Annotated in this window: 27 protein-coding genes; 19 read left to right on the top strand and 8 right to left on the bottom strand. The window is 40.7% G+C overall.

The window, feature by feature from the left end:
- Nucleotides 1–12 precede the first annotated feature (12 nt).
- The 8 genes from B3R63_RS03530 (at nucleotide 13) to B3R63_RS03495 (ending at nucleotide 7,218) form a co-directional block, all read left to right on the top strand.
- Nucleotides 13–372, top strand: a complete 360-nt coding sequence (locus B3R63_RS03530) for a hypothetical protein (RefSeq protein ID WP_005015237.1) — start codon at nucleotides 13–15, stop codon at nucleotides 370–372.
- A gap of 12 nt (nucleotides 373–384) precedes the next feature.
- Complete coding sequence (locus B3R63_RS03525; RefSeq protein WP_286728308.1) at nucleotides 385–912, top strand: nuclear transport factor 2 family protein; 528 nt, start codon at nucleotides 385–387, stop codon at nucleotides 910–912.
- 30 nt (nucleotides 913–942) lie between these two features.
- On the top strand, nucleotides 943–2,220 hold the full coding sequence (locus B3R63_RS03520) for an aromatic ring-hydroxylating oxygenase subunit alpha (RefSeq protein ID WP_286728307.1): 1,278 nt from the start codon (nucleotides 943–945) through the stop codon (nucleotides 2,218–2,220).
- A gap of 10 nt (nucleotides 2,221–2,230) precedes the next feature.
- A complete protein-coding gene (locus B3R63_RS03515; RefSeq protein WP_017400905.1) occupies nucleotides 2,231–2,716 on the top strand; it encodes an aromatic-ring-hydroxylating dioxygenase subunit beta in 486 nt (161 codons plus the stop codon).
- 10 nt (nucleotides 2,717–2,726) lie between these two features.
- Nucleotides 2,727–3,464: an SDR family NAD(P)-dependent oxidoreductase gene (locus B3R63_RS03510; RefSeq protein ID WP_286728305.1), complete on the top strand. Its 738-nt coding sequence runs from the start codon at nucleotides 2,727–2,729 to the stop codon at nucleotides 3,462–3,464.
- A gap of 32 nt (nucleotides 3,465–3,496) precedes the next feature.
- Nucleotides 3,497–4,450: a PDR/VanB family oxidoreductase gene (locus B3R63_RS03505; protein ID WP_265778963.1), complete on the top strand. Its 954-nt coding sequence runs from the start codon at nucleotides 3,497–3,499 to the stop codon at nucleotides 4,448–4,450.
- A gap of 17 nt (nucleotides 4,451–4,467) precedes the next feature.
- Nucleotides 4,468–4,971, top strand: a complete 504-nt coding sequence (locus B3R63_RS03500) for a flavin reductase (protein WP_286728303.1) — start codon at nucleotides 4,468–4,470, stop codon at nucleotides 4,969–4,971.
- A 1,098-nt stretch (nucleotides 4,972–6,069) separates the two neighbouring features.
- Nucleotides 6,070–7,218 carry a YheT family hydrolase gene (locus B3R63_RS03495; RefSeq protein ID WP_286728302.1) on the top strand — a complete coding sequence of 383 codons (1,149 nt, stop codon included), beginning with the start codon at nucleotides 6,070–6,072 and terminating at the stop codon, nucleotides 7,216–7,218.
- Nucleotides 7,219–7,318: 100 nt separating this feature from the next.
- Here the strand turns inward: B3R63_RS03495 and B3R63_RS03490 are convergent, their stop codons facing one another.
- The gene (locus tag B3R63_RS03490; RefSeq protein ID WP_005025201.1) at nucleotides 7,319–7,579 is read right to left on the bottom strand and encodes a hypothetical protein; all 261 of its coding nucleotides are present in this window, start codon (nucleotides 7,577–7,579) and stop codon (nucleotides 7,319–7,321) included.
- Between the two features lie 282 nt (nucleotides 7,580–7,861).
- Nucleotides 7,862–9,118, bottom strand: a complete 1,257-nt coding sequence (locus B3R63_RS03485; RefSeq protein ID WP_248088064.1) for a L,D-transpeptidase family protein — start codon at nucleotides 9,116–9,118, stop codon at nucleotides 7,862–7,864.
- A gap of 216 nt (nucleotides 9,119–9,334) precedes the next feature.
- Between B3R63_RS03485 and hemE the strand changes: the two genes are divergently transcribed.
- The 5 genes from hemE (at nucleotide 9,335) to B3R63_RS03460 (ending at nucleotide 15,272) form a co-directional block, all read left to right on the top strand.
- On the top strand, nucleotides 9,335–10,408 hold the full coding sequence (gene hemE, locus B3R63_RS03480; RefSeq protein WP_111280696.1) for a uroporphyrinogen decarboxylase: 1,074 nt from the start codon (nucleotides 9,335–9,337) through the stop codon (nucleotides 10,406–10,408).
- A 9-nt stretch (nucleotides 10,409–10,417) separates the two neighbouring features.
- Nucleotides 10,418–11,230 carry a DUF817 family protein gene (locus B3R63_RS03475; protein WP_111280698.1) on the top strand — a complete coding sequence of 271 codons (813 nt, stop codon included), beginning with the start codon at nucleotides 10,418–10,420 and terminating at the stop codon, nucleotides 11,228–11,230.
- Between the two features lie 136 nt (nucleotides 11,231–11,366).
- A complete protein-coding gene (locus tag B3R63_RS03470; RefSeq protein WP_005015141.1) occupies nucleotides 11,367–11,837 on the top strand; it encodes a DUF3015 family protein in 471 nt (156 codons plus the stop codon).
- Nucleotides 11,838–11,904: 67 nt separating this feature from the next.
- Nucleotides 11,905–13,791, top strand: coding sequence for a DUF4105 domain-containing protein (locus B3R63_RS03465; RefSeq protein WP_286728301.1), 1,887 nt, complete (start codon nucleotides 11,905–11,907; stop codon nucleotides 13,789–13,791).
- Between the two features lie 122 nt (nucleotides 13,792–13,913).
- Entirely contained in the window at nucleotides 13,914–15,272 is a 1,359-nt protein-coding gene (locus tag B3R63_RS03460; protein WP_265769179.1) for a diguanylate cyclase, read from the top strand.
- A 69-nt stretch (nucleotides 15,273–15,341) separates the two neighbouring features.
- On the opposite strand, the gene folE is transcribed toward B3R63_RS03460, so the two are convergent.
- From folE to B3R63_RS03435, 5 genes are all read right to left on the bottom strand, one after another.
- Nucleotides 15,342–15,890 carry a GTP cyclohydrolase I FolE gene (gene folE / locus B3R63_RS03455; protein ID WP_171053875.1) on the bottom strand — a complete coding sequence of 183 codons (549 nt, stop codon included), beginning with the start codon at nucleotides 15,888–15,890 and terminating at the stop codon, nucleotides 15,342–15,344.
- A gap of 91 nt (nucleotides 15,891–15,981) precedes the next feature.
- A complete protein-coding gene (locus B3R63_RS03450; RefSeq protein ID WP_286728300.1) occupies nucleotides 15,982–16,671 on the bottom strand; it encodes a Smr/MutS family protein in 690 nt (229 codons plus the stop codon).
- The gene (trpC, locus tag B3R63_RS03445; protein WP_286728299.1) at nucleotides 16,664–17,488 is read right to left on the bottom strand and encodes an indole-3-glycerol phosphate synthase TrpC; all 825 of its coding nucleotides are present in this window, start codon (nucleotides 17,486–17,488) and stop codon (nucleotides 16,664–16,666) included. The genes B3R63_RS03450 and trpC overlap by 8 nt, the downstream gene beginning before the upstream one ends.
- A gap of 19 nt (nucleotides 17,489–17,507) precedes the next feature.
- Nucleotides 17,508–18,554, bottom strand: coding sequence for an anthranilate phosphoribosyltransferase (trpD, locus tag B3R63_RS03440; RefSeq protein ID WP_005025217.1), 1,047 nt, complete (start codon nucleotides 18,552–18,554; stop codon nucleotides 17,508–17,510).
- Nucleotides 18,555–18,563: 9 nt separating this feature from the next.
- Nucleotides 18,564–19,148, bottom strand: coding sequence for an aminodeoxychorismate/anthranilate synthase component II (locus B3R63_RS03435; RefSeq protein WP_286728298.1), 585 nt, complete (start codon nucleotides 19,146–19,148; stop codon nucleotides 18,564–18,566).
- Between the two features lie 724 nt (nucleotides 19,149–19,872).
- Between B3R63_RS03435 and glnA the strand changes: the two genes are divergently transcribed.
- The 6 genes from glnA to B3R63_RS03405 all read left to right on the top strand — a co-directional run bounded on the left by glnA (nucleotide 19,873) and on the right by B3R63_RS03405 (nucleotide 24,769).
- Nucleotides 19,873–21,288 carry a type I glutamate--ammonia ligase gene (gene glnA / locus B3R63_RS03430; protein WP_005404245.1) on the top strand — a complete coding sequence of 472 codons (1,416 nt, stop codon included), beginning with the start codon at nucleotides 19,873–19,875 and terminating at the stop codon, nucleotides 21,286–21,288.
- Between the two features lie 85 nt (nucleotides 21,289–21,373).
- The gene (locus tag B3R63_RS03425; RefSeq protein WP_005406195.1) at nucleotides 21,374–21,649 is read left to right on the top strand and encodes a hypothetical protein; all 276 of its coding nucleotides are present in this window, start codon (nucleotides 21,374–21,376) and stop codon (nucleotides 21,647–21,649) included.
- Nucleotides 21,642–22,154 carry a chorismate--pyruvate lyase family protein gene (locus tag B3R63_RS03420; RefSeq protein WP_286728297.1) on the top strand — a complete coding sequence of 171 codons (513 nt, stop codon included), beginning with the start codon at nucleotides 21,642–21,644 and terminating at the stop codon, nucleotides 22,152–22,154. The genes B3R63_RS03425 and B3R63_RS03420 overlap by 8 nt, the downstream gene beginning before the upstream one ends.
- A 17-nt stretch (nucleotides 22,155–22,171) precedes the next feature.
- Nucleotides 22,172–23,053 carry a 4-hydroxybenzoate octaprenyltransferase gene (ubiA, locus tag B3R63_RS03415; RefSeq protein WP_286728296.1) on the top strand — a complete coding sequence of 294 codons (882 nt, stop codon included), beginning with the start codon at nucleotides 22,172–22,174 and terminating at the stop codon, nucleotides 23,051–23,053.
- A 106-nt stretch (nucleotides 23,054–23,159) separates the two neighbouring features.
- Nucleotides 23,160–24,467 carry an alpha/beta hydrolase family protein gene (locus B3R63_RS03410; RefSeq protein ID WP_286728295.1) on the top strand — a complete coding sequence of 436 codons (1,308 nt, stop codon included), beginning with the start codon at nucleotides 23,160–23,162 and terminating at the stop codon, nucleotides 24,465–24,467.
- A gap of 98 nt (nucleotides 24,468–24,565) precedes the next feature.
- Nucleotides 24,566–24,769, top strand: coding sequence for a hypothetical protein (locus tag B3R63_RS03405; RefSeq protein WP_034428789.1), 204 nt, complete (start codon nucleotides 24,566–24,568; stop codon nucleotides 24,767–24,769).
- A 37-nt stretch (nucleotides 24,770–24,806) separates the two neighbouring features.
- On the opposite strand, the gene B3R63_RS03400 is transcribed toward B3R63_RS03405, so the two are convergent.
- Entirely contained in the window at nucleotides 24,807–25,238 is a 432-nt protein-coding gene (locus tag B3R63_RS03400) for a DUF2726 domain-containing protein (protein ID WP_373866275.1), read from the bottom strand.
- Between the last annotated feature and the right edge of the window lie 53 nt (nucleotides 25,239–25,291).

Below are 25,291 nucleotides of genomic sequence, written 5' to 3'. Positions count from 1 at the left end.
AGGAATCTTGAAATGGAAGCGAAAAAGACTTTACGTGTGCTGTTCTGTATGGGGATTAACCAGAACTTTTTTGATGCAGAGCCAGCAGAAGCTAAGGCAGTCTGGGCTGCTTTTGGTGAAATGTGGCACGGTATTCATGACCTCCCGGGCGTAACCGTATATGGAAGTTTAGACGACGACCAAAGTATGGTAGGGCCAAGTGCTGGCTGGCCATGGACAACCTACTTGCTGGCAGATGTGCCAGATATAGAAACGGTTCATGCAGCCTGCAACCTGTTTAGAACCACAGTGGTAGGAGAAGGGCCATTCAAGCTCTGGAAATACTGCAAGGTTGAAGCACGTGTAGGCCGTGAACTGGTGATCCAGCGTTAAGGATGAACAGAAATGACTGATGGAGTAGTCTTGGCCTCTGTATTAATGCGGCTTGAACAGCTTGAGGCACAAAATGCGATTCGTAACTGCATAAACCGTTATATGGAAATCTGCGATGCTCTAGATGCAGATACTGATCTGAACGAGTTAATGGGGCTGTTTGACCGTAACAGTATCTGGGAAGGAATCGGAGAAAAATACTCCAGGTCCTTCGGTCAGTTTGAATCATGGCAGGCAATCTATGACATGTTCAAAAGCTATACCCAGAAAGAATCACATTTTGTCTTGAATGCACACTTTGTCAGCTCAGAACAGATTGATATCAATGGCCATGAGGCGACAGGTCGCTGGCTGATGTTACAGACCTCGACCTTCCGTGATACCCATAGCCACTTAAATGCAGCCAAGCTCACTGTGAAATTTAGAAAACAGTCTGACGGTTTATGGAAAATCAAGCATTTCCAGACTGAAAATATATTTAGCCGTCCTGTTTCGCATTGGAACAGTGAAGTTGAACTGCCAGTACCGGCTCAGGAATGAAGACAGGAAAAATTTAAAAGGACAGTTGCCATGAATAGTATTATTCCGATGCATAATATTGATACCGATTATAATGAACTGGTCCAGCATGACCGTGTCCATACTTCTTTATATAAAGATGAAAAAATCTTTGAAGATGAAATGGAAAAAATTTTTTATAGCACCTGGGTATGGGTAGCCCATGCCAGCGAAATTCCTGAGGCGGGTAGTTATAAAACGATTAATATTGGTAAGCAGCCAGTCGTGGCTGTACGGGACCGTAAAAAGAAAGTTCACGTTTTATTAAACCGTTGCCGTCATCGTGCCGCTACCGTGTGTGAACATAAAAAGGGCAAAACCAATAGTTTTGTCTGTCCTTATCATGGCTGGAGCTATGCCCTGGATGGCAGCCTGCGTGGTGTGCCTTCACCAGAGAGTTATGGCGAATGTCTGGATAAATCTGAATTCCCTCTGATCAGCCTGCGCGTTGAAGAATATAACGGTATGATTTTTGCCTCATTTAAGCAGGACATTCAATCTCTGGAAGAATTCTTGGGGCCAGCCAAGAAATGGATCGACCTGTTTATGAAACAGGGTGCCGGTTATCCGGTCAAGGTGCTAGGCGAACATCGTTTCCGCTTTCCGGGTAACTGGAAAATACAGCTGGAAAATACAACTGATGCTTATCATTTTCCATTAGTGCACAAGTCATTCTTAAGCTCGGTTGATGATAAAACTGAAGAGTTATTTAATTTTGAAAATCAGCCAGGTTTTGTAGAAGATTTAGGCAATGGCCACAGCGTTATGGTCATGATACCTGAGCTGGTTGACCTTGAAGAAGACCTGATGGAACGTCCGATTCAGGAACGTTTTAAAGAATTGGCACAAGCCCTGCGCAATGAAGGGCATGAAGAACTACAAGTGCGACGTATTGTCCGTGCAGTAGGAGGCTCGGGTTTTAACCTGAACCTGTTCCCTAACATTGCCTGCTCTATGGCATTTTTCCGCGTTTTACAGCCAGTTTCAGTCAAGGAAACTGAGATTCATCATTCGGTTATTACCATGGATGGCGGCCCACAGATTGCCAACCAGTATCGCTTGCGGTTGCATGAACATTTTCAGGGACCATTTGGATTTGGTACACCTGATGATGCAGAAGCATGGGAGCGTGTACAGCATGGAGCCAGTGCCGGAAATGATTTATGGATCATGTTAAACCGCGGCTTGCCAGGTGAAGTTAAAACTGAGGATGGTTTAAAAAGCGATGTCAGTGCTGAGACAGGTATGCGCGGTGCCTATCAGCAGTGGAAAAAGATGATGACGGCTTAAGGAGAGAGCAATGAAAATCAATTTAAACCTGTTAAATGAAGTCACTGCTTTTATCTGGACTGAGGCAGATATGCTGGATCATGCTGAATACCAGCAATGGCTTGCTCTCTGGGATGAAGAAGGTAGATATATTATCCCGATTGATCCGGCATTGACTGATTATGAAAATAACCTGAACTATGCCTATGACGATCATCATATGCGTACATTACGTGTTCAGCGTCTGATTAATGGTGAAGCCATTTCAACTTCACCTAAAGCCAATACGGTGCGCAGTATCTCGCGGATACGGATTATTGACGAGCAGGATGACCAGATTGTCCTGCGCTGTGCCCAAAATCTGCGTGAGTTCCGTAAAGAAAACCTGCGTCACTATACGGCAGATGTAACCTATCATCTGATGCGCGATCAGGATAACAGCTTTCGTATTCATCGAAAGATTATCAGCTTGGTCAACTCAACTGATACCTTGGCTGGTATTAGCTATATCCTGTAGGAGCATATAGATGAAACAAGTGGTTTTAGTGACAGGTGCTGCTTCCGGCCTTGGCAATGTAATTGCGGAGCATTTTGCCGGGCAGGGCCATCAGGTTATTCTTTCTGCCAGCACACTGGAAAAAGCTGAAAATGCAAAAAAAAATAGCTGCTTTCCAGAAAATATCTTTCCCCTGAAACTGGATATCTCTGTAGAAACAGATTTTCATAAAGCAGTTGAGTGCATCAGACAGCAATTTAACCAGCTTGATGTCTTGATTAATAATGCCACTGTAACCAAAGCTACTCCTGTACTGGAGATTTCTGCTGCGGATTTTGACTGGATCACCCAGGTAAATCAGCGCGGGACTTTCCAGGCTTGTCAAATTATTGGCAAATACATGGCTGAACAGGGCTATGGCCGGATTATCAATATGGCTTCACTGGCAGGTCAAAATGGGGGGACGGCTACAGGCGCACATTATGCAGCAAGTAAGGGGGCAATCGTGACGCTGACTAAAATTTTCGCCAAGGAGTTCGCGGCCAAAGGCGTGACCGTAAATGCGGTAGCGCCTGGACCGATGGAATCACCCATTGTGCATAGCGTAGTGCCGGATGAAAAGATAGAGCAGTTCATCCAGAATATTCCGGTCAAGGCACTCGGCAGTATGGAGTTTATTGCTGAAACCTGTGCCTTGCTGGCCAGCCCGAATGCCCATTTTGTCACAGGTGCTACCTGGGACATTAATGGTGGATTATTTATGCGATAGCCCTGCGGCTGATGAAGTAAAAGGAGTTTGGAATGACAGCACTTTATGATGTAGTCGTGAAACATCGGCATATCGAAGGCGGTGATATTGCAGTCATGGAATTTGAATCGGCAACCGCCCAGCCTTTACCTAAAGTGGAAGCAGGCGCACATATTGATGTACACCTGCCTAATGGGATGATCCGTCAATATTCACTGTGTCAGGACCCAGCAAAGCAGGGTGTTTTTCGCTTGGGTATATTGAAAGAGCCGGCATCACGTGGTGGCTCGGTCTCGGCATTTGACGATATTCAAAACGGCATGCAAATTCAGGTCAGTGAACCACGTAATTTATTTCCGTTGGTACAGGCTAAACATACTGTGCTGATTGGTGGGGGAATTGGCATTACGCCTCTTATTACCATGGCTTATGAATTGCTGCATCAAGGCGCATCGTTTGAACTGCATTACTGTGGCAGCAGCCCCGAACGCTGTGCTTTCGTGAATGAAATTCGAAATGGTGAACTGGCTGCATTTACCCGGTTTCATTTCAAATCTGAAGGTGCCAGTCACCGCGAATTTTTTCAGTCAGCTATAAAGGATCTTGATCGACAGAGCCATATTTATACCTGTGGTCCGTCCGGGTTTATGGACTGGGTGATTAATCTGGCACAAACCCAGAATTTCCCAGAGCAGCAGATCCATAAAGAATATTTTCAGGTTGATACTGACACCAGCGGCGAAGCGTTTGAAGTTATGGCTCAGCGTAGTGGTAAAATTGTTCTGGTCAATGCCGAAGAAACCATTTTACAAGCCTTGGCCAGAGAGGGTGTTGAAATAGAAATGTCCTGTGAGCAGGGTGTATGCGGTACCTGTATGTGTGATGTAATTGAAGGAGAGCCGGATCATCGGGATGTCTATTTTACCGATGAAGAAAAGGCAAGTAATGAACAGATTCTGGTGTGCTGCTCGCGTTCTAAGTCGGCTCGCCTGGTACTGGATATCTGATGACAAAGGAGACGGTCATGGTAGAAACAACAGATTTTCGTGATGGCATGTCATTGCTGACGGGCGCAGTCAATGTAATTACCACAGCAGGGGAAACAGGACGGTTCGGTTTTACTGCATCGGCTGTATGTAGCGTAACTGACACACCTCCCACACTTTTGGTCTGCATGAATCGTTCATCAAGTTCTCATTGCCATTTTAAGGATAATGGAATTTTATCGGTCAATGTGCTGGGCGCACATCATCAGCAGATTTCTCAAGCTTTTGCTTCCAGAATACCTATGGACGAACGCTTTACCCATGGGGAATGGACTACACTGCTGACCGGGTCTCCAATTCTTTCAGATGCGCTGGTCAGTTTCGACTGCCGGATCAGACAAATGAATGATGTTGGGACACATACAATTTTTTACTGTGAGGTTGAGGCCATTAAAATGAATGAGAATAAAGAGAGTTGTCATGGCTTGATATATTTCAATCGCTGTTATCATCATATTGGTCAGCAGGAATACAAGCTTTAATTTGTCTTAAACTTGAAAATTACATGGAATAGTGAATTTTTTAAGAGATTAAATTCTTAAAAAAACTTAATTGTAAATTAGTCTTTCATTTGAAATCTAATCGGTTATAGATAAAATCAATCTACTATTTGGACTCGAAAATATATATCAACTTAGGTACCTACCATAGATATCATAGGTTATAACTCATATCTTGCTTTGAAGCTTAATATATAAGCTTCATAATATACTCTACTTCTAAGACTAGATATTGGTTTTTAACTTTGTAAAGTAAGAGATTTAAATAAAATTTGTAATTTTTTAATAATTTAGGTTGTTAAGTTAAAGCTATACTTAAATTTTCAGTTATATAATGAAATTTTCTTATATAGGTCAAAGATTTTTTCTTTTATCAATTCTTATTGAATTGAAAAATAATTTCTTAAATAATTAATATATGATTCAAGTAAAATTTAAAATAATTTATTTGTTAGCTATTTATTATATATTAATTTTATTATTAATGTGTATTTTTTAGATTAATGTAATAACTTTCTCTTAGTTATATATTTCTTCTAGTTTCAGGTTCATTTATATTAGATATATATATAAAGATAAAGGAGAGATTATACAAAAATTCTTTATATAAATATTTTAATATTTGAAATTAGAATTCTATTATATTTTGAATTAATTTTAATAATAAATTAGTTAAGACTTGAAATTACTTTAAGTTAGTTATATTTCTATATAGTAAAATGCTAGATATAAGTTTAATATTTTATACAGTTATTCTTTATGTAGTAAATAAAAATTTACTATTTATATTTTGAACCCTTAGTAAAGATTTGTATATTATTGCATTTAATTTTTATAATTTAAACTATATATTGTAGAGGAGGTATAAATTAAATTTTTATTTAGAGAGGTTAATTTATTTCATATATTTATATTATTCACATAATAAGCCCAGAAAATTACAATTAGATCAAACTGGACGGTGTGTTTATCGTTAATAATCATTATAAGTCTAGGAAAGACTCAAAGTCGGCCCGTTCTAAGCGGCGGGTGACAAAGTAATAGCGTTCTTACTAATAAAAACGAGATAAGGAGCCTGCTATGTTACACATACAATTAAATACTCAGTCTCTGTATGAAAAATTAAACACGGTAACCCAGCTTTTTGAAAATTTTAGTGGAGCTGCACAACCCACTTTATACTATAACCCTACAGGACAGGCCAAGAGATGGGCCGAGCAGATTGCTCTCCTGAATCAGCCCTATATACCTACACCTTGGCTATTTAATACTCATCTACAGCTCTTCTACTTTGATATGATCCGCAAAAAAACTACCCAACTAGAATATGATCATGAAGAACTTCTTACCATGCAAGATGGAGGTACAACCGCGCTTTACTGGTCGGGTTATAATTTACCGGATGATGTACCTACGGTTTTTGTACTGCACACTATAATGGGAACGCCACAAAGTATGCGAGAACTGGTACGTGACCTGCGTTTGATGACAGGATGGAGGGTAGTACTATGTTTACGGCGAGGACATGCTGACTTAAAATTGACTACACCACGTTTAAGTATTGTCGGCTCTACCGATGACTTGCGTGAGCAAATATCTGTTGTGCGGGAACGTTTTAAAAAGTCCTCACTTTATTGTGTTGGCGTGTCGGCAGGAACAGGTCTGCTGGTCCGGTATCTAGGAGAAATGAGCAAGAAGTCTGCCTTTAAAGCCGCCTTTGCCTATTGTCCCGGTTATAACTTAAATGAAGTATTTAAAGTTGCACATAAAGCTTACAGTCAATATATGACGCATCAGCTTATTAAAACATTTGTTTTAGCTCATCAGAATCAAATCTCCCAGCTTTCAACTTATCAGGCGCTAATATCCGCCAGAGATTTGCATGAATTTCAACTTGCGGTTTATGAGCTGGCAGGGTTTGAAAGCTATGAAGTTTATGAGAAAGCAGCAAACCCAATTTATGTTTTTGATCAGGTAACCAGCCCACTGATGATGCTCAATTCAGGAGATGATCCGGTCTGCCGCCTGGAAAATGCTCAAGCCTATCTGGATAAAATTTGCGAAAAAGATAATATCATGCTGGTCACTACACCAAAAGGAAGTCACTGTGCCTATTATGAAGGCTGGAAAGCCAGCTCTTGGGCCCATCGCTTAATCGCAGATTTCTTTACACAATTTGGTGATACGCAAGACAGACTATCTGGTCAGCAAACTGTACAGGCAGCTTGATGAAAGAAATAATATTAAAAACTCTCCTGCATATAAAGCTCTAGCTAAGCAGCTTATGCAGGAGAGTTTTTCTATCTTAAACTGAACTTTTAAGTTGATTCTAAATTTGTCTGGTCACTTGCTGTAGATATGCCAGAATCTGATCTTTGTGCTGCTGGAAAGTATCCATTCCAATATTCTCAGTTTCACCATTAAAGGTGATATAAGTGGTTTCACCATCACGGTGGAAGGAATAAGGCATGCCTTGGGTAATTAGATAATAATCTTCGTTATCTTCACTAATTTCAGCTTTAGCTGTCATATCTAGGTGATCAGGTTGATGACCAATAAATTCTTTAAATTTTTCATATACATTTCTCATGGCTGACCTCTTCTATATCTAGGATGAGTCATTTCTACTGCTTGAATAACCATTTTGATAACTGGTTAATCAAGAGTCTTATGAAATATTAAGCATCAGGTGCAGTATTCTAATTACTATAGGTTTAGGTCTAATCTAGCATCAAAGCATTTTAAAGAAATTACCAAGTTGTCTAAAAACGTGAAAGTTGATAGCAGTTTTGTAAGAGAATACATCTGGTGTCTGTAGCTATGTTCTTTAAACAAAAAACCACCCGAAGGTGGTTTTTTTAACTGATAGCGATTACTCAAGGAATTTGACAGTAACGCCAGAGCGTACTTTTTTACCTAAATCATTAGCGTCCCAGTTGGTCAAACGAATACAGCCGTGTGAAGCTGTTTTAGAAATGAGTGATGGATTCGGGGTACCATGAATACCAAAGGACTTTTTGCTCAAGCCAATCCAGATATTACCTACAGGACCGTTCGGACCAGGCGGCAATGATAAAGGCTTTTTGTTATTACCCTGAACGAAGTTGCTTGGTGAATAGCTATACCATGGATTCGGTGCTACACCTGTAACTTTATAGGTACCTGCTGGAGAAGGAGTATCCGTACTACCAATTGTTGCCGGGAAAGAAGCAATCATCTGATTACGGCTATTAAACAGATACAGCTGTTTTGCACCCTTATGGGCAACGATTAAGTGAATATCTTCAGGCAAGTCATTACGTACATTTGGTACAATAATTTTCTCGCCAGCTTTTTTAAAAGTCGCTTTTGGATTAAGTTTCTTTAAGAAATCTTCATCCATGTGAAACTTTTCGCCCAGCATTTCAGAAACACGTACATAATATAAACCTTTCATTTTGGCCTGTAGCGCGTAGTCTGAAGGTATTGAGCTGGCGTACGGACCTTTTAGATCATCTTCCGTAATTGTATATTCGACAAAAGCTGGTTTACCGGCAGTTTTAGCAACTAATGCATCCCAGGTTTCTTTGGTTAAAACACCTGTAGGTTTTAGACCATTCATTTGCTGAAAAGAAGCAATTGCTTTTAATGTATTTTTACCACTCATACCATCGATTGCACCAGGTGAAGCATGTGCATTATTCAACATGACATGGGCACGGGCATAGACTGGAAATTGGCCCTTGCCAATTGCATCATACCACTCGGCATTATTCAGTCCTTCCAAAGTCCACGAAGCAGTTTTAGCGGCTTGATTTACGTTAGCCGGAGTACTGGTGGTCTTGCTTGCAGCAGAAGGAGCGGTACCAACATCTGCCTTTTTATCTTCAGTACGGGCCAGATTTTGCAAGGTGGTTGAAGCGCGGTCCAGATCACGCTCTTCTTGAGCAGTAATGCGGGAATCTGTCGTTGCAGTTTCTGTTTTATTCGCTGGTGTATCTTCACCGACTTCTAGAGGGTCGATTGGATCTTCGACCGTATTTGTTGCGGCAACTTTAGGATTGAGCGGCTGTTCAGCAGTTGGAGCAGCCAGGGCTGTACCAGTAATAATACAGCTTAAACTCATAGCGAGTAATGAGCGAACAAACATGGAAATCAACCTTAAGAATTATTCATATGCTGGGTGTAAATTTAGTTAAGTATTGCAGAAAAATTACGGAGATGCAGTATTTGTTTTGTGTAATTCATACTTTTAAAACTGTTTTTAAGTGATTTTATGAAACTGTATAAACATGGCAAGAAGTTATTCAAAATGCGGCCTTTTTGCTATGATGGCAACAAGACCAAGACCATGTTAGGAAAGTAAATGACGACCCTGAAAAATGATCGTTTTCTCCGTGCCCTGTTACGTGAGCCTGTAGATTCTACGCCAGTATGGATGATGCGTCAGGCAGGTCGCTATTTACCTGAATATCGTGAGACCCGGGCCAAGGCTGGCGATTTTCTGTCTTTATGTAAAAATACCGAGTTTGCCTGTGAGGTAACCCTACAGCCTTTGCGCCGTTATGAACTTGACGCAGCGATTTTATTTTCCGATATTTTAACTGTTCCTGATGCTTTGGGACTAGGTCTGTATTTTGAGGCAGGTGAAGGGCCAAAATTTAAAAAGACAGTACGTACAGAACAGGATGTGGCAAATCTGCCCGCATTTAATGCCAAATCGGATTTAGACTATGTCATGAACGCAGTCAGTACTATCCGTTCTGCTCTAGGCGGCCAAGTGCCTTTAATCGGTTTTTCGGGAAGCCCATGGACGTTGGCAACTTATATGGTAGAGGGCGGCTCAAGTAAGGATTTTCGTTTTACCAAACAGATGATGTATGCGCAGCCAGAGGTATTACATGCTTTGCTGGATCGTCTGGCAGTAGCAGTCACTGAATATCTAAATGCCCAGATCGACGCCGGGGCACAGGCGGTTCAAATTTTTGATAGCTGGGGCGGGGCTTTAGCACATCGTGAATATCTTGAATTTTCGCTAAATTATATGCAGAAAATTATCACTGGCTTGCAACGTGAAAAAGATGGCCGACGTGTTCCGGTGATCTTGTTTACCAAAGGCGGCGGACAATGGCTTGAACAGATGGTTGCGACTGGCGCAGATGCATTTGGACTGGACTGGACCACGCCACTTCATGTAGCACGTCAGACTGTAAATGGCCGGGCTGCGCTACAGGGAAATCTTGATCCGGCGACTCTATACGGTTCAGCAGCTACAATTGAGAAAGCCACCAAAGCTATGCTGGATGATGCCTATCTGAATGGTGAAAAAACTGGTTATATCGCAAATCTTGGACATGGAATTACCCAGTGGGTAGACCCAGCACATCCGAAAGTATTTATTGATACTGTACACGAGTACAGTGCTAAATATCTGGGATAATATGTACGGATGATTCTGCTTCTTAAAAACATACTTGAATTTCTTTATAAGGCAGCTTCGGCTGCCTTATTTGGAATTTTATTGCTATTGGCTTTTATGTTAACGGCAAATATGGGGAGTGAGGCTTTCTATGGTTTGTTCCGGTATGACTATCTGCTGTTATATGCCCTGATCATTCAATTTTGTCTGCTGTATTTAAAGCTTGAATCTTGGGCAGAAGCTAAAGTAATAGCCTTATTTCATGTCATGGCAATGCTGATGGAAATTTTTCTTACCCATCCTGCGATTGCTTCTTGGCAGTATCCACAGCCAGCTGTTTTTAAAATATTGACTGTTCCACTGTTTGCCGGGTTTATGTATTCTGCCGTAGGTAGCTTCTTTGCAAGATCGTTACGATTATATCAAGTCGTTTTTACACATCTGCCAGGATTTTTACCTATGCTGGTTTTGGCTCTCTTGTCTTATATTAATTTTATGAGCAAGTTTTTCATTCCAGATATTCGTTATCTTCTGTTTTTCTGGAGTATAGCCTTATTCTGGAAAACCCGGGTGTATTTCCAGTTGAGCTATAGCCGTTTTGAACTACCGATGTTGCCAGTTCTTCTGATTTTAGCTTTTATTATCTGGATTGCCGAAAATATCAGTACATTTTATAAAATCTGGTTATATCCGAGCCAAGTCGATGCATGGCATATGGTAGGGTGGGGCAAGCTGGGTTCTTGGTATTTACTGCTACTGTTGAGTTTGGTACTGGTATTAAAAATACTGGGCAACAGAGATCGTCAAGGCCGATGGCAATTAAAAAAAACAGCAGATAAATGAATTGTTATCTTTCTGTTTAACAGTGCATTTTTTTAATTGCGAAGCGCTTCACTTCCGGATAATCTCACTACTGTGTAATAAAATTTACACATGTATAGCGATAACAACACTGCATGAGAATAACTGGAGAATAAGTATGTTAAAAAAACTGATGTTGGCTGCTGTATTAGCGGCAGGTTCAAGTGTAGCAATGGCTGACAATGATGTTGGTTGTGGTGTAGGTAGTCAGGTTTGGCAAGGTCAGAGTGGGATTATTCCTAAACTGTTCGCTGGTACCACAAACGTGATTTTTACCAACCAATGGCTCGGGATTACTTTCGGTACATTAGGTTGTAGCCAAGGCGGTACAGTAACTGCTCAGGTCGTGACTTTTACTAATGAAAATGCCGAGACGCTAGCTCGTGATATGTCTGTAGGCCAAGGTGAAAGTCTAAATGTGCTGGCTGAACTAATGAACATTAAACAGGAAGATAAAGCACGTTTCTTTGCGGTATCTAAACAGAATTTCTCTGAAATTTATTCGGCTGATAACCAGAATACTTTACAGGTACTGGCTTCCCTTCAAACCGTAATGGCAAAAGATGAAGTTCTTAAAGCTTATGTCTAATTAGATATTCAAAAAACCCTGTCTTAAAGACAGGGTTTTTCTTATATAAAGAGAAAAAGATTACTGCATGAAACTTGTTTTTTTGATCCTTGCCCTGACGGTAGCTGGCCTGAGCCATGCAGCAGATACGACACCAGATGTATCCTACTATTTAAATCTTGCTCAACAGAAAAAGCTGGCCCAAGATATCACTTGGCAGCGCTTAATGTATGCCAATACTGCCGGCCATAGTGAGGTGAGCTATAAAGGATATTTTCTTGCGCCAGATGGACAGAAAAATCTGCAACAGGAAATGCAGCAGGATATTCAGGCCCTGTTTCAGGTCGCTGAACCGAATCAATCTGTCCGATGCAAATTTCCCGCCCGTAGCCGCTGGTTAATGCAGCAACTACAAATTTCCGAACACCAGTTGCCTCAAGCCAGCTGTCCTGAATTTGAAAGCTGGATCGGGCAGGTTAAGCCTTATAAGGCTACCCTTATTTATGCTACAGACTTTATGGGCAACCCAAGCTCCATGTTTGGGCACACTCTATTGCGGTTGGACCCTAAAGACCAGAAACAGTTAAATCTGGTCTCTTATGCAGTCAACTATGCAGCTACAGTAAACGGTACAGATAACTGGTCTTTTGCCTGGAAAGGCTTAACTGGCCGGTATCCTGGCGAATATTCCCTCATGCCGTATTACCGTAAGGTAAAAGAGTATGGAGATTTTGAAAGCCGTGATCTATGGGAATATGAACTGGATTTAAATCCAGAAGAAACCCGGTTTATGGTTGAACATATCTGGGAAATGCAGAAAGTGACATTCCCCTATTATTTTGTTAGTGACAACTGTGCTTACCGTTTATTAGGCTTAATTGATCTGGTACGTCCAGAAGCTAATTTACAGGAACAGTTCGGTTATGCTGCGATACCGGTAGAAACCTTAAAAGCAATGGATGAGCAGGGGCTCGTTAAAAACAAAATATATCGTCCGGCTTTAGAAACCCAATTACTGGCACAGGCACGGCAACATGGTAAAACTCTAGCTAAAACTGCTCATCAGGTTGCTTTTTCCGAAACTAAAGAAATGCCTGGTCTTGTAGGGGACTATCCAGCGAATGATCAGGCTAAAATCCTGGAAATGGCTTATGATGACCTCTATCTACAATTTTTAAGACGCAAGGTTGATGAAAGTTTTGCCCAGCCACGTTTTCGTCAGCTGTTGGGTCTAAGAAGCCAGATCAATCTGGATAAACAGCGTCAGGAACCTGAACGACCGAAAATTGATCCTACTCAGAGTCATAAAGCACGTAATATTTCAGTTAAAACCGGTGAGGTGCAGGGCCAGTCTTTTATAGAACTTGGTCACCGTCAGGCTTATCATGATCTTATTGATCCACAGGGCGGATTTCGCACCGGCACGCAGTTAAATTTCTGGGATGGTTCAATACAGTATCGGAATGACCAGTTAAAATTGGAGCATTTTGATTTTTTATCAGTAAACTCATATAACCCGATTACCCCTTTTAAAACGCCGTTATCATGGGGATTCAATTTTGGTTGGCAACAAGAAAGTGTGGAACATGATGGACAGTTTAGTGAAGACCGTCAACACGGTGTATTAAACTTTAATGTTCAGGGCGGGTATAGCTATGCTGATCAGGCCCGTGAACATTTATGTTATGTACAAGCTCAGACACATTTACAAGCTGGGAAGGCTCTAGATAAAGGATGGCGCATTGGCGCCGGACCAACATTAGGATGTCAGAATATCTGGACAGAACGAGTGAACAGCTTGGTGCAGGTGGCCTTACCCTACTGGGAGGATGCTCACCAATGGCAGTTAAAACTCAACACCCAGTTGCAATATGCCTTTACTCCACAAAATGCTCTGCGTTTGGGTTGGGAATATCAACAGCAGGACCATAAAAACTGGACTAAGACCAGTTTAGGATATATCAGATATTTCTAAATCCAATTAAAAAGACAGGTTTTAGTAGACTACATCTAAAATACCCTGAAGCGCATCATATGATAATTTGTTATATTGGTGGGCCTGTTAAAGGATAATTTAGGCCCTCTGGAATCAATTGTATGAATGAACAATGTATTACCATGCTTGCCGAGCAATGGAAGGATATATGCGGGCAATATTCTGCAACTGATTTAAACTATACTGCCCAATTTATCCAAGATAACTCGTTTTTACTGGTCGATGAGTTTTATAAAAATATGATGCAGGAGAAAGAGGCATCCTATTTTTTATCTGATGAGATTGTACAAAGCCGCCTGAAAACTACATTAAATCAGTGGTTACTCGATTGTTTTAATATGCCGTTTAAACAAAATTATGAAGAAGTTGTACAACGTCAACTGGTGATTGGCAATGTGCATGCGCGTATCGGTATTCCATCTTGGCTAATCATGCGCGGAATACGTGAAATTGAAAAAAAAGTCTTTTCTTTGCAAGCTTCTAGAACCCAGCAAAATATTTATGCTGTAACCAACTATATTGTACAGAGCATTGGTTTTGCCTCTGAAATTATGTGCCGTTCCTACGAAGCAAATATTGAAATTAATAATGATATTAAACATACCTACCGTTTATTTTCTGCGATGCAGGATGTATCGATTCAAAAGGATAAACAGCGCAGTTCCTTGTTAGACTGGGAAAATGAGCTGATGTTTAAAGTATTTTCAGACAGTGCTAGCTTTAATCATCTGCTATTGTCCAAATCAGAATTTGGTCTCTGGTTTATTCATAAAGCAGCCTATGCTTTTTCTGGCACAGACCAGGTACAGATTATTATTGATCGCATATATGAGGTAGATAAACTTAATCTGGCGGTACTTGAGAGCCAGGATAAAGCCAATGCGATTGCCCTGATACAGCAGATTCGTGAAAAAAATCGTGAAATACAGCATCTGGTTGATCAGTTATTTCAGGTTTCCGAGTATATCGGCTCGGGTAATGATTCTTTAACCCAGCTACTTAATCGTCGTTATTTAAATACGATTATTAACCGGGAAATTAATTTTTCCCGTAAAAATGGTTCGCCCTTAACTTTACTGGCAATTGATGCTGACCATTTTAAAGGCATTAATGACAAGTTTGGTCATGCAGCAGGGGATCTGGCCTTACAGTTTCTGGCTGAAGTTTTACTCGAATGTACCAAAGGCAGTGATTATGCTTTTCGTATAGGGGGTGAGGAATTTTTGCTGTTATTGGTCGATAGCGACCTGAGCCGGGCTCAAAGCGTTGCTGAAAATATCCGTATGCGGATTGAAGAAACCGTTATACGGTCTACTATGGGTGTCAGCTTTAATTTTACAGTCAGTGTAGGCGCCGTATTATATGATGGGCATCCTGATTACCAACGTTTTTTAGATGCCGCAGATTCGGCTTTATATGCGGCTAAAAACAATGGTCGAAACAACGTATATATGGGCTAAATAATGGTATTACCTATACAGCAAGAGATAAAAAAAGCCCTGCGTTTGCAAGGCTTTTTAATTTTAAGCTTAGTAACTTTCAGGCACAGCACTCAAGAATTCACGGCGAGCTTCTTTATCTGTTTTAAAGTCACCTATAAAAGAAACTGTGCGTGTAGTAGATTCCTGTTTACCTACGCCACGCATCATCATACACATATGTGCAGAGTCAATCATGACCGCAACACCCCGTGCTTGAGTCACTTCTGCCACTGCTTCAGCAATTTGTTGGGTCAGATTTTCCTGAATCTGTAAACGACGGGCAAACATTTCAGTAATGCGTGCGAATTTGGACAGACCCAAAACGTTACCTTCTGGCAAATAAGCAATATGTACACGGCCATAAAATGGCAGAAGATGGTGCTCACAGAGTGAATAAAATTCGATATTTTTAACCAGTACCATTTCCCGGTTATCCGAAGGGAAAACCGCATTATTGGTCACTTCTTCCAGTGTCTTGCTATAACCTGACGTGAGGTATGAGAACGCTTTGGCAGCACGCATCGGCGTATCTTTAAGACCGGGACGATTCAGGTCTTCACCAACGGCGGTTAGGATATTTGCGTAGGATTGCTGCATAGACATAAGGCGTGTTCACTTACACTGGTTGAACAAGGGCGACATTGTAACAGAAAACTATCAAAAGTCTGAGAGTTAATAAGCATGCCAATTACTGTTTAAATTTCGGATTTTTTTCAGCACGCTTAAGTAGTACCAGCACTGCGCCTGTACCGCCCTGATTTTCAGGTGCACTGACAAAGGCCAGTACATCACGGTGCTGACGCAACCAGCCATTTACATAGGTTTTAAGCACAGCTTCTGGACCTTTACCATGCACTATTTTGATGACATTCTGATTTTCATCTTTTGCCATCTGAATAATTTGCAAAACTGCTTCACGTGCTTCTTCTACCGTGCAGCCATGGAGGTCGACCGCTTCAAACCAGCGTAAATTTCCCGCTTTTAAGTCTTCAAATACCTTATGTTGCAAGGTCGCGATACGATAGCTCAGTTTAGACTGGCTTCCAACCGGATTTAATACAGCTTGGGTATCTGAGAGTTCAGCCAGCTCAACTTCACGAGGCCCCTCAGCAGCTGCACGTTTAGCCAAGATCTGGGCATTGGGTTTAAACTTTCGTGTTTTTTCCACCTGAGCAATATTACTACCCTGCAAAGGTTGTACACCCTGCAAGGCTTTTTTAAACAGATCCAAGTCTTCACCAGAGTCTTTGTCATCCCGGGCTGATTGAACTTCAGTCTGCTTCGCTTCAGGTGAAGACTGAGGAATAGAAATCTGCTTTCTAAACAGTTTCAGCAGGTTTTGCTGGTCTTTAGAAAGTGTAGAGTCTTTTTTACTCATAAGATAAGGTTTCAACTCTCTGTGGCTGACCGAACAGGGCCGTGAAAGCCTGATCAGGATATGGCTGCTTCATAAAACTCTCCCCAACCAGAAATGCATGAATATCATGTTCCTGCATTAGCCGTACATCATCCGGACTGGCAATACCGCTTTCTGTGACTAACAGTCGAGAAGGATCGAGTAATTTCTTTAAACGTAATGATGTATTGAGGTCAACCTCAAAGGTTTTCAAGTTACGGTTATTTACGCCAAGCAAACAATGGTCTGAAAGCTGTAAAGCACGTTCCAGTTCATATTCATCATGTACTTCTACCAGTACATCCATTCCCTGTTCAAAAGCGGTTTGAGACATTTCTTCAAGTTGCTGGTCAGATAATGAAGCAACAATCAGTAAAATACAGTCAGCATGAAGAGCACGAGCTTCAATAACATTGTAGGGATCAATCAGAAAGTCTTTACGTAATGCGGGCAGGCCGCAGTGCGTGCGCGCAATTTGGATGTTTTCATCAGCACCCTGGAAAAAGTCGACATCAGTTAGTACTGAAAGGCAGGCTGCACCTGCTTGTTCATACTGCCGGGCGATTTCTGCAGGATTAAAATTTTCACGAATGATTCCTTTAGACGGAGAAGCTTTCTTGATCTCTGCAATTACACCAGGATACTTGCATGACAGTGCCTGCACAAAACTACGCACAGGTGTCGCGGCCTGTGCCAGTTCTTCTATATCTTTTAAACTGCGCTGTTTTAAACGCGCAGCCAGTTCTTCAGTTTTACGGTCAACAATTTTACCAAGAATTGTGTTTGCAATATCTACCATGACTGTTTATTCCTGACCGTTATACTTCGTACTGTTTCAAAGTTTTAGTAAATTCTGATAATACGCTCATTTTTTCAAGTGCCTGTCCACCATAAATAATGTCATGCGCTAAAGCGACACCCTGTTTATAACTTTGACTCAACCCAGAAACATACAGTCCGGCACCTGCATTTAGAGCAATCATCTGGGCAGCTTTTTCACCTACCGGCGTTTTCTTTTTGCCTAATGCGTTTTTAATTAACGCCAGACTTTCATCAGAACTATTTACTACAAGACCAGTCAATGTCTGAGATTCTATCCCCACATCTTCAGGATTCAGTATCCATTCGGTAACTTCACCATTCTTTAGTTCAGCGACTGTAGTTGGTGCTGCAAGACTGATTTCATCCAGGCCATCTTTGGAATGTACCACCATGACATGCTCGGCACCTAATTGGTTCATTACTTCTGCAATTGGGCTGCAAAGTTCATCAGAAAATACCCCAATTACAAAACGTTTGACACCGGCCGGATTCGTAAGCGGGCCAAGCAAGTTAAAAATACTGCGAATACCCAGTTCTTTACGTGGGCCTACTGCATATTTCATGGCTTTATGATGGTTAGGTGCAAACAGGAAACCTATACCCATTTCACGGATACAGCGCTCAGTTTGCTGCATGTTCAGATCAAGATTGATCTCTGCTTTTTCAAGCAGGTCGGAAGAACCAGACTTACTTGATACACCGCGGTTGCCATGCTTGGCGATTGTAGCGCCCGCTGCTGCTATAACAAATGCTGATGCTGTAGATACATTAAACAGATTCTGACCATCTCCACCTGTACCCACAATATCAACCAGATAAGGGATATCACTTACATCAATCTTAATAGCAAACTCACGCATAACTCGTGCGGCAGCAGTAATTTCATCAATACTTTCACCTTTCATGCGCAAGCCCATCATCAGTGCACCAATTTGGGCCTCTGTTGTACTGCCTTGCATAATACTACGCATGACTTCTTCCATTTGCGGCTGAGTCAGATGAATGTTTTTTGTAATATGATTAAGAGCTTGTTGAATGTTCATATAAATCACTTAAGCGTAAATTTCTAAAAAGTTCTGGAAAATTTTATGGCCATGCTGACTCAAGATTGATTCAGGATGAAACTGCACACCTTCTACTGGTAATATCTTATGTTTTACACCCATGATCTCTTCCATCGAGCCATCTGCTTCCTTCGTCCAGCAATTTACTTCCAGGCAGTCTGGTAAACTCGCTTGATCAATCACCAGAGAGTGATAACGAGTTGCCGAAAAGGGTGAAGGTAAATGACTGAAAATTCCAGTATCATTGTGATACATGTCAGATAGACGGCCATGCATGACGGTTTTTGCCCGTATAATTTTTCCACCAAATGCTTGTCCAATACTTTGATGCCCCAAACACACACCAAGTAAGGGAATTTTACCGGCAAAATGCTGGATGGCTGGAATAGAAATACCAGCTTCTGTTGGAGAACAGGGACCAGGACCGATCACAAGATACTTGGGTTGCCATCGCTCAATATCATCCAATGTGACACTATCATTGCGAACGACTTTAACTTCTTGATTTAACTCGCCAAAATACTGGACGATGTTATAAGTAAAGCTGTCGTAATTGTCGATCATTAGAAGCATGAGCTTTTAACCTTTTGAAATGTATACACCTATGTGTCTTTAATTCGGATGAACTCTAAGAAAATATTTAACTAAAAACAGGAAACTCAGATTTAGAAATAAATACAAAAGAAAAATTAGAGCGAACAATATCATAGCAAAAAATCATGAATTGCTGCTGAACTATTTCTATTATAGTGTTGAGGCTTATACTTAATATTAAAAAATCTGGCAAATTCTCTTAAATCAACAATTAAGGATGGCCTAAGACTTAAAAAAATCATGCATAGGAGGAATATAAAATAGTAAGTAACTGAGCTACAGCTACTATGAATTAAAAATAAACAGTAACTGTTGAAAGCTGGCTATCATCAAAACTTTTGAGCTAAATTCTCGATAGAAATTAAAAAATAAATAATTTATTAAATTTAGAATATCTATTAGAGCTCCTTAAAAATAAAATCATACAAAAATAACTAAACACAGTCTTAACTTCTAAAAAAATGCACTATTTTGGTTCAATAGTTCTATTATTCTGAATAAAGTAATTTAAGAATGATTGATGATAGTGCAATTCAATCTGCACACAGTATAATACCCGCATAGCTAAGGTTTTTTTAATCTTCACACTATTAAGAAATTCAAAGCATTAGCTTAGTATTCTAAAGTTGGTATGGGAATTGCTTTATATTGAGCAACTACTAACATGCACTCGATAAGTGCAACAAAATTTCATCGGAGCAAAATGAGCATGGCGAACAAGGTCCTTCAACTCATAGAAGAAAGTGGCGCAAAATGGGTCGATTTTCGCTTTACTGATACCAAAGGCAAGGAACAGCATGTTACTTACCCGGCAGACAGTATTGATGAAGATACATTTGAAGATGGCAAAATGTTTGATGGTTCTTCAATCGCTGGCTGGAAAGGGATTGAAGCATCAGACATGATTTTACGTCCAGATGCAGAAACTGGCTTTATCGACCCGTTCTTTGCAGAGCCAACAGTTGTAGTAACTTGTGATGTGATTGAACCATCAACTGGACAAGGCTATGAACGTGATCCACGCTCCATTGCTCGTCGCGCAGAAGAATATTTAAAATCTACCGGTATCGGAGATACTGCATTCTTTGGCCCTGAACCAGAATTCTTCGTATTTGACGAAGTAAAATGGGACATCGATATGTCTGGTGCACGCCATACATTGATCGCTGAAGAAGCTGCCTGGTCTACAGGTAAGGATTATGAAGCAGGTAACTCTGGCCATCGTCCACGTGTAAAAGGTGGTTACTTCCCAGTTCCGCCAGTAGATTCTTCACAGGATATGCGTGCAGATATGTGTGCAAAAATTGAAGATATCATGGGACCAGGCCGTGTAGAAGTACATCACCATGAAGTTGCATCATGCCAGTTAGAAATTGGTGTGAGCTTCAATACCATGGTGCGCAAAGCAGATGAAGTTCAACAGTTCAAATACGCAGTTTGGAATGTTGCACATCAGTATGCAAAAACTGCTACTTTCATGCCTAAACCAATGGTAGGTGACAACGGTTCAGGTATGCATGTGCATATGTCGATCTCCAAAGATGGCAAAAACCTGTTCGCTGGTGATGAATATGCAGGCCTTTCAGAAATGGCATTGTATTTCATCGGTGGTGTAATTAAGCATGCTCGTGCACTGAATGCAATCACTAACCCTTCTACAAACTCGTACAAGCGTTTAGTGCCTCACTTTGAAGCACCAATTATGCTGGCTTACTCAGCACGTAACCGCTCTGCTTCTATCCGTATTCCTTACGTGTCTAGCCCTAAAGGCAAGCGTATTGAAGCACGTTTCCCAGATCCAATGATGAACCCGTACCTGGGTTTTGCAGCATTGTTGATGGCAGGCCTTGATGGTATTCAGAATAAAATCCATCCGGGTGAAGCGGCTGACAAGAACCTGTATGATCTTCCTCCTGAAGAAGAAGCAAAAATTCCTACAGTTGCCCATAGCCTCGATATGGCTCTTGAAGCACTGAAAGAAGATCACGAATTCCTGCTAAAAGGTGGCGTGTTTACTAAAGATATGTTAGATGCATATATCGAACTTAAAACTGAAGATGTACGTCGTCTTAATACGACTACTCACCCAGTTGAGTTTGATATGTACTACAGCCTGTAATTCTATTCTGAATTTCACTGTAAAAAGACCCGCCTTTGTGCGGGTTTTTTTGTATGATGCTGTAATTGATAAACGATATGATGTTATGGCACCACGCAAAAAACATACTGGATTTTTTCCATGGATTGATCCTCAGGATCACAATAAAGGTTTTAAACTGAATTTTTCTGAAGTGACTTATATAGAAATAGGACGTACACCTGAAGGTTATAAACAGGCAGAATTTGTTGCACTGCGACATCCTGAATTCGCTCTGGACTATGATTATCCAAAAAGTTTTTATCTCACTACCGAGGGCTTGATCTTAAAGAAATTACCGAGCGGGACATATGTAGTCATTGCTAAAACAGATAATGGTTAATTGTGAAGTTGGGAAAGTTGTGAGTTCAAAATATAAAAACAAGCATGCTGAGCAGATTCCTGCAGCATTAAAAATGTGGTTATATGCATCAGGTTCCTTAACCCGACAATTAACCGATCTGGCTGGTGGACAGTTTAGGGTCGAGACGCTTAATGAATATTTTCAACGCCCTAACTTTGCTGACAGCCAGTGGATGAAAATGCCAGCTCAGCATACTTCCTGGGTACGTGATACTTATCTATATGGCTGTGAGACACAGCCGTGGGTCAAGGCGAAAAGTATCTTTCCGATACTGAGCCTGCAAGGACGGGCACGTTTATTTCAACACATTGGTCAAAAGCCAATTGGACATTTTTTATTTCAGCGTACCCGGCCCGCCTGTGAGCGGCGTGTAGTTTATCTGGAAGAGGGTTGGACCCGTCAGAGCTGCTATACTTGGCATGGCTGCAAATTTATTGTGCAGGAGACATTCCTGCCAGCTTTTGAGTATTTTATTCAGCAATAACCTCGTTAAGGACAGTCATGGCAACTGTGCATCAGATTACTTGGCGTGAGCGCCTGGAAGCTTATTACTATTTATGCCGTTTTGATAAACCGATTGGCACCGAACTGGTTTTCTGGCCAACCATGTGGGCACTCTGGATAGCGTCAAAAGGTATACCGGACCTAAAAATTCTCTTTATTATGACTTTAGGCGTAATTTTTATGCGTGCTGCCGGTTGTGCTATTAATGACTTTGCTGACCGGAAGGTCGATGCACATGTAGAACGTACCAAATCCCGGCCTTTGGCGACTGGTATAATTAGTGCTAAAGAAGCGGTTTTAGTATTTCTGGTTCTGGTTGCTGCCAGCGCGTGTCTGTTATTTTTCCTCCCTGTTCAAACTTTTTACTGGTCATTTGGCGCTTTATTACTTGCATTCATATATCCTTTCATGAAGCGCTATACTCATTTGCCACAAGTCTTTTTAGGTGCAGCTTTTTCTTGGTCTATTCCAATGGCCTATACCGCAGTGGGCCAGACACCAGATTTAATCTGCTGGCTGCTTTATTTTGGAAATCTGTGCTGGACTGTTGCCTATGATACGCAGTATGCCATTACTGACCGTGAATATGATTTAAAGATTGGTGTAAAATCTACAGCCATCCTTTTTGGCCGTTATGACATTCAAATTATCATACTTTTACAGTTATGCAGCCTTATTCTAATTGGTACAGCACTGTATTTAGAAAATATTTTATTTCCATGGTCGATGACCGCTTTAGTTGTGGTTGCATTCGATTTTATATATCAAACAATTAAAACCAAGGACCGCAATCCCCAAATATGTTTTTGGGCATTCCGTCATAATCGTTGGGTTGGATTCATAATTTTTCTGGGAATATTTTTAAATTTTATATCGTAAAAACAGTGCTCAGGTTGAAAAGTGTTCTATGCAGGACACTTTTTTTGTGTCTTAATATTTGTGCATAAATTTATGCAGAATAAATAATTGATAAAAAGGATATTTTATGAGACGTTCAAGAATTGCTTTAACTATAACAAGTTTAGTTTCGGCTTTATTTCTTACAGCCTGTAATGATGAGAGTGACGATTATAGAGGGGTAAATCCGGATCAGACATTTATTTCTGAAAAGTCTTATTCTAAAGATAGCTTGAGTGGCGCTTCATCTATAAAAATCATGTCCTATAATATGGTCAATGTACAAGGAAAAACAGCGGAAGCCACTGCGCTAGTGATGTTCCCTAAAGTTACTCAACCTAAGGATGGTTATCGAGTAGTGGTTTGGGAACACGGTACTGTAGGCGTAGGGGATAGCTGTGCACCAAGCAATAATACTATTAATCCACGCTTCAAAATTTTAGCTGATACATTATTGGCAGCTGGTTATGTCGTGATTGCTCCAGACTATGAAGGTTTAGGTACTCGAGGAATCCATCCATACCTTAATTTGGGAAGTGAAGCTAAATCTGCAATTGCAGCAGTAAAAGCTGCTAAAGATCAGTACGGCAGTCAGTTGAATAGTTCATGGATGTCAATTGGGCAATCTCAAGGTGGGCATGCCTCATTAGGAACAGCTGAGTTTGCTAATAACGACAGTAACTATAAAGGAGCGGTTGCAGCAGCACCAGCTTCTAGCCTTGGCTATATTATTTCTGTAGTTGCACCACAGGCAATTCAAGATATTCTTGGGAGAGAACAGGCGGGTACTGCGCCTGTTGGCACAGCTGTAGAAGTATATGCCGAGTTACTTGCATATGCTGCATATACCACAGTGGGTATTACTGCTTATGAACCTAGATTTAATTATCGTGAAATCTTCCAGCAACGTTCTCAAAGTATAGCCGAGTTTGCAGAAGGCACTACGGGCGAAAATGGAGTGTGTTTAACTGATTTGCATAACAAATTCGCAGATGATATTCGTGATTTTCTTGCGACTAATGCTGGTAAAACAGTTATGGACTATCCTGGTCTCGCTGGTAATTTTCAAGAGAATCCAACAGTGAAGAAATTTTTGGCTGATAATCAGCCTGCTACTAAAAAAATTAATTCACCTGTTATGATTGTTCAGGGAACTGCTGATATGGCTGTACCATATCCTGTTACTAATACCTTACAAGAGGGACTTAAAAAAATGGGAACTGATGTGACATTTGTCCCTGTTAACGGAGCCGCTCATACTCAGGCGATTGTATGTAGAAATGCTGAAATTTATCAATTTGTACAATCTAAGATGCCAGCTAGAACCAATATAGTGCTTGATCCATCAGTAATAGATGCAAGTAAAAATGTTGAATGTACTGGAGTAGCCCAATAATTTTTTGTATTTAAAATATTCAAATTAAAAGGGTCTTAAAGAAGGCCCTTTTTTTGTTATATTAGTTCAGTTTTAAATTATTTATCTTTGATATTTCTATGACTAAAGAAACGGTGCAATCGAAAGCTAAATTATGGGTATTGATGGGACTGGGTTTATTGATTCCAATTTTTCTGGTCAGTATGGCTTATATTGCAGTAAACAGTGATGCCAAGAATCAGGAAAAGTACCGACAGCAACAAGCTGAACAACTGGCAAAAATCAAGGCACGTGAAGAAGCAGAAAAATTAAAGAAAGAATGAAATTTCAGGCAGAGTTATTAAATATATTCTCAAAAGCTTAAAGTATATCTTTTCGAAGCTGTCGAATAGTTGGAATTTCTGTATATCGTATAATCCTGTAGCCCGCTTCTTTGAGCATCGCATCCCGTTGCCGGTCTTCTTCTTCTTTATAAAGATGTGTAGGGTCATCAAGTTCAATTATGGCAATCACTTCAAACTGAGTGTTTAAAACGACAAAATCTGTAACTTTGCGATTAAATTTCTGACGGATTTTATAGTCATCGCTCGTAATGAGTGCACTAAATGCCACTTGAGCCAGTATATGCTGCTGTGGGAGAGCCTCTTTAAGGCGAATAAACATGCGCTTCTCAAAGGCAGTAATGACCGGTTTAGCCAAAAACTGCTTTTTAGAAGTAAGGTACTGCTGAAGACTTAAATATAGGAGTCCAAGACTTGCCAAGATACCAATAATTAGAAATGAATTATGAATAAATTCTGACACAGTAAGATCTTTCTATAAGAAAAAAGCCCACTTAAATAAGC

The organism is Acinetobacter sp. UBA1297 (assembly GCF_002307755.1).
Classification (GTDB): domain Bacteria; phylum Pseudomonadota; class Gammaproteobacteria; order Pseudomonadales; family Moraxellaceae; genus Acinetobacter; species Acinetobacter radioresistens.
The sequence above is the reverse complement of the archived record's forward strand: the minus strand, read 5'-3'. Positions and strand labels throughout refer to the sequence as shown.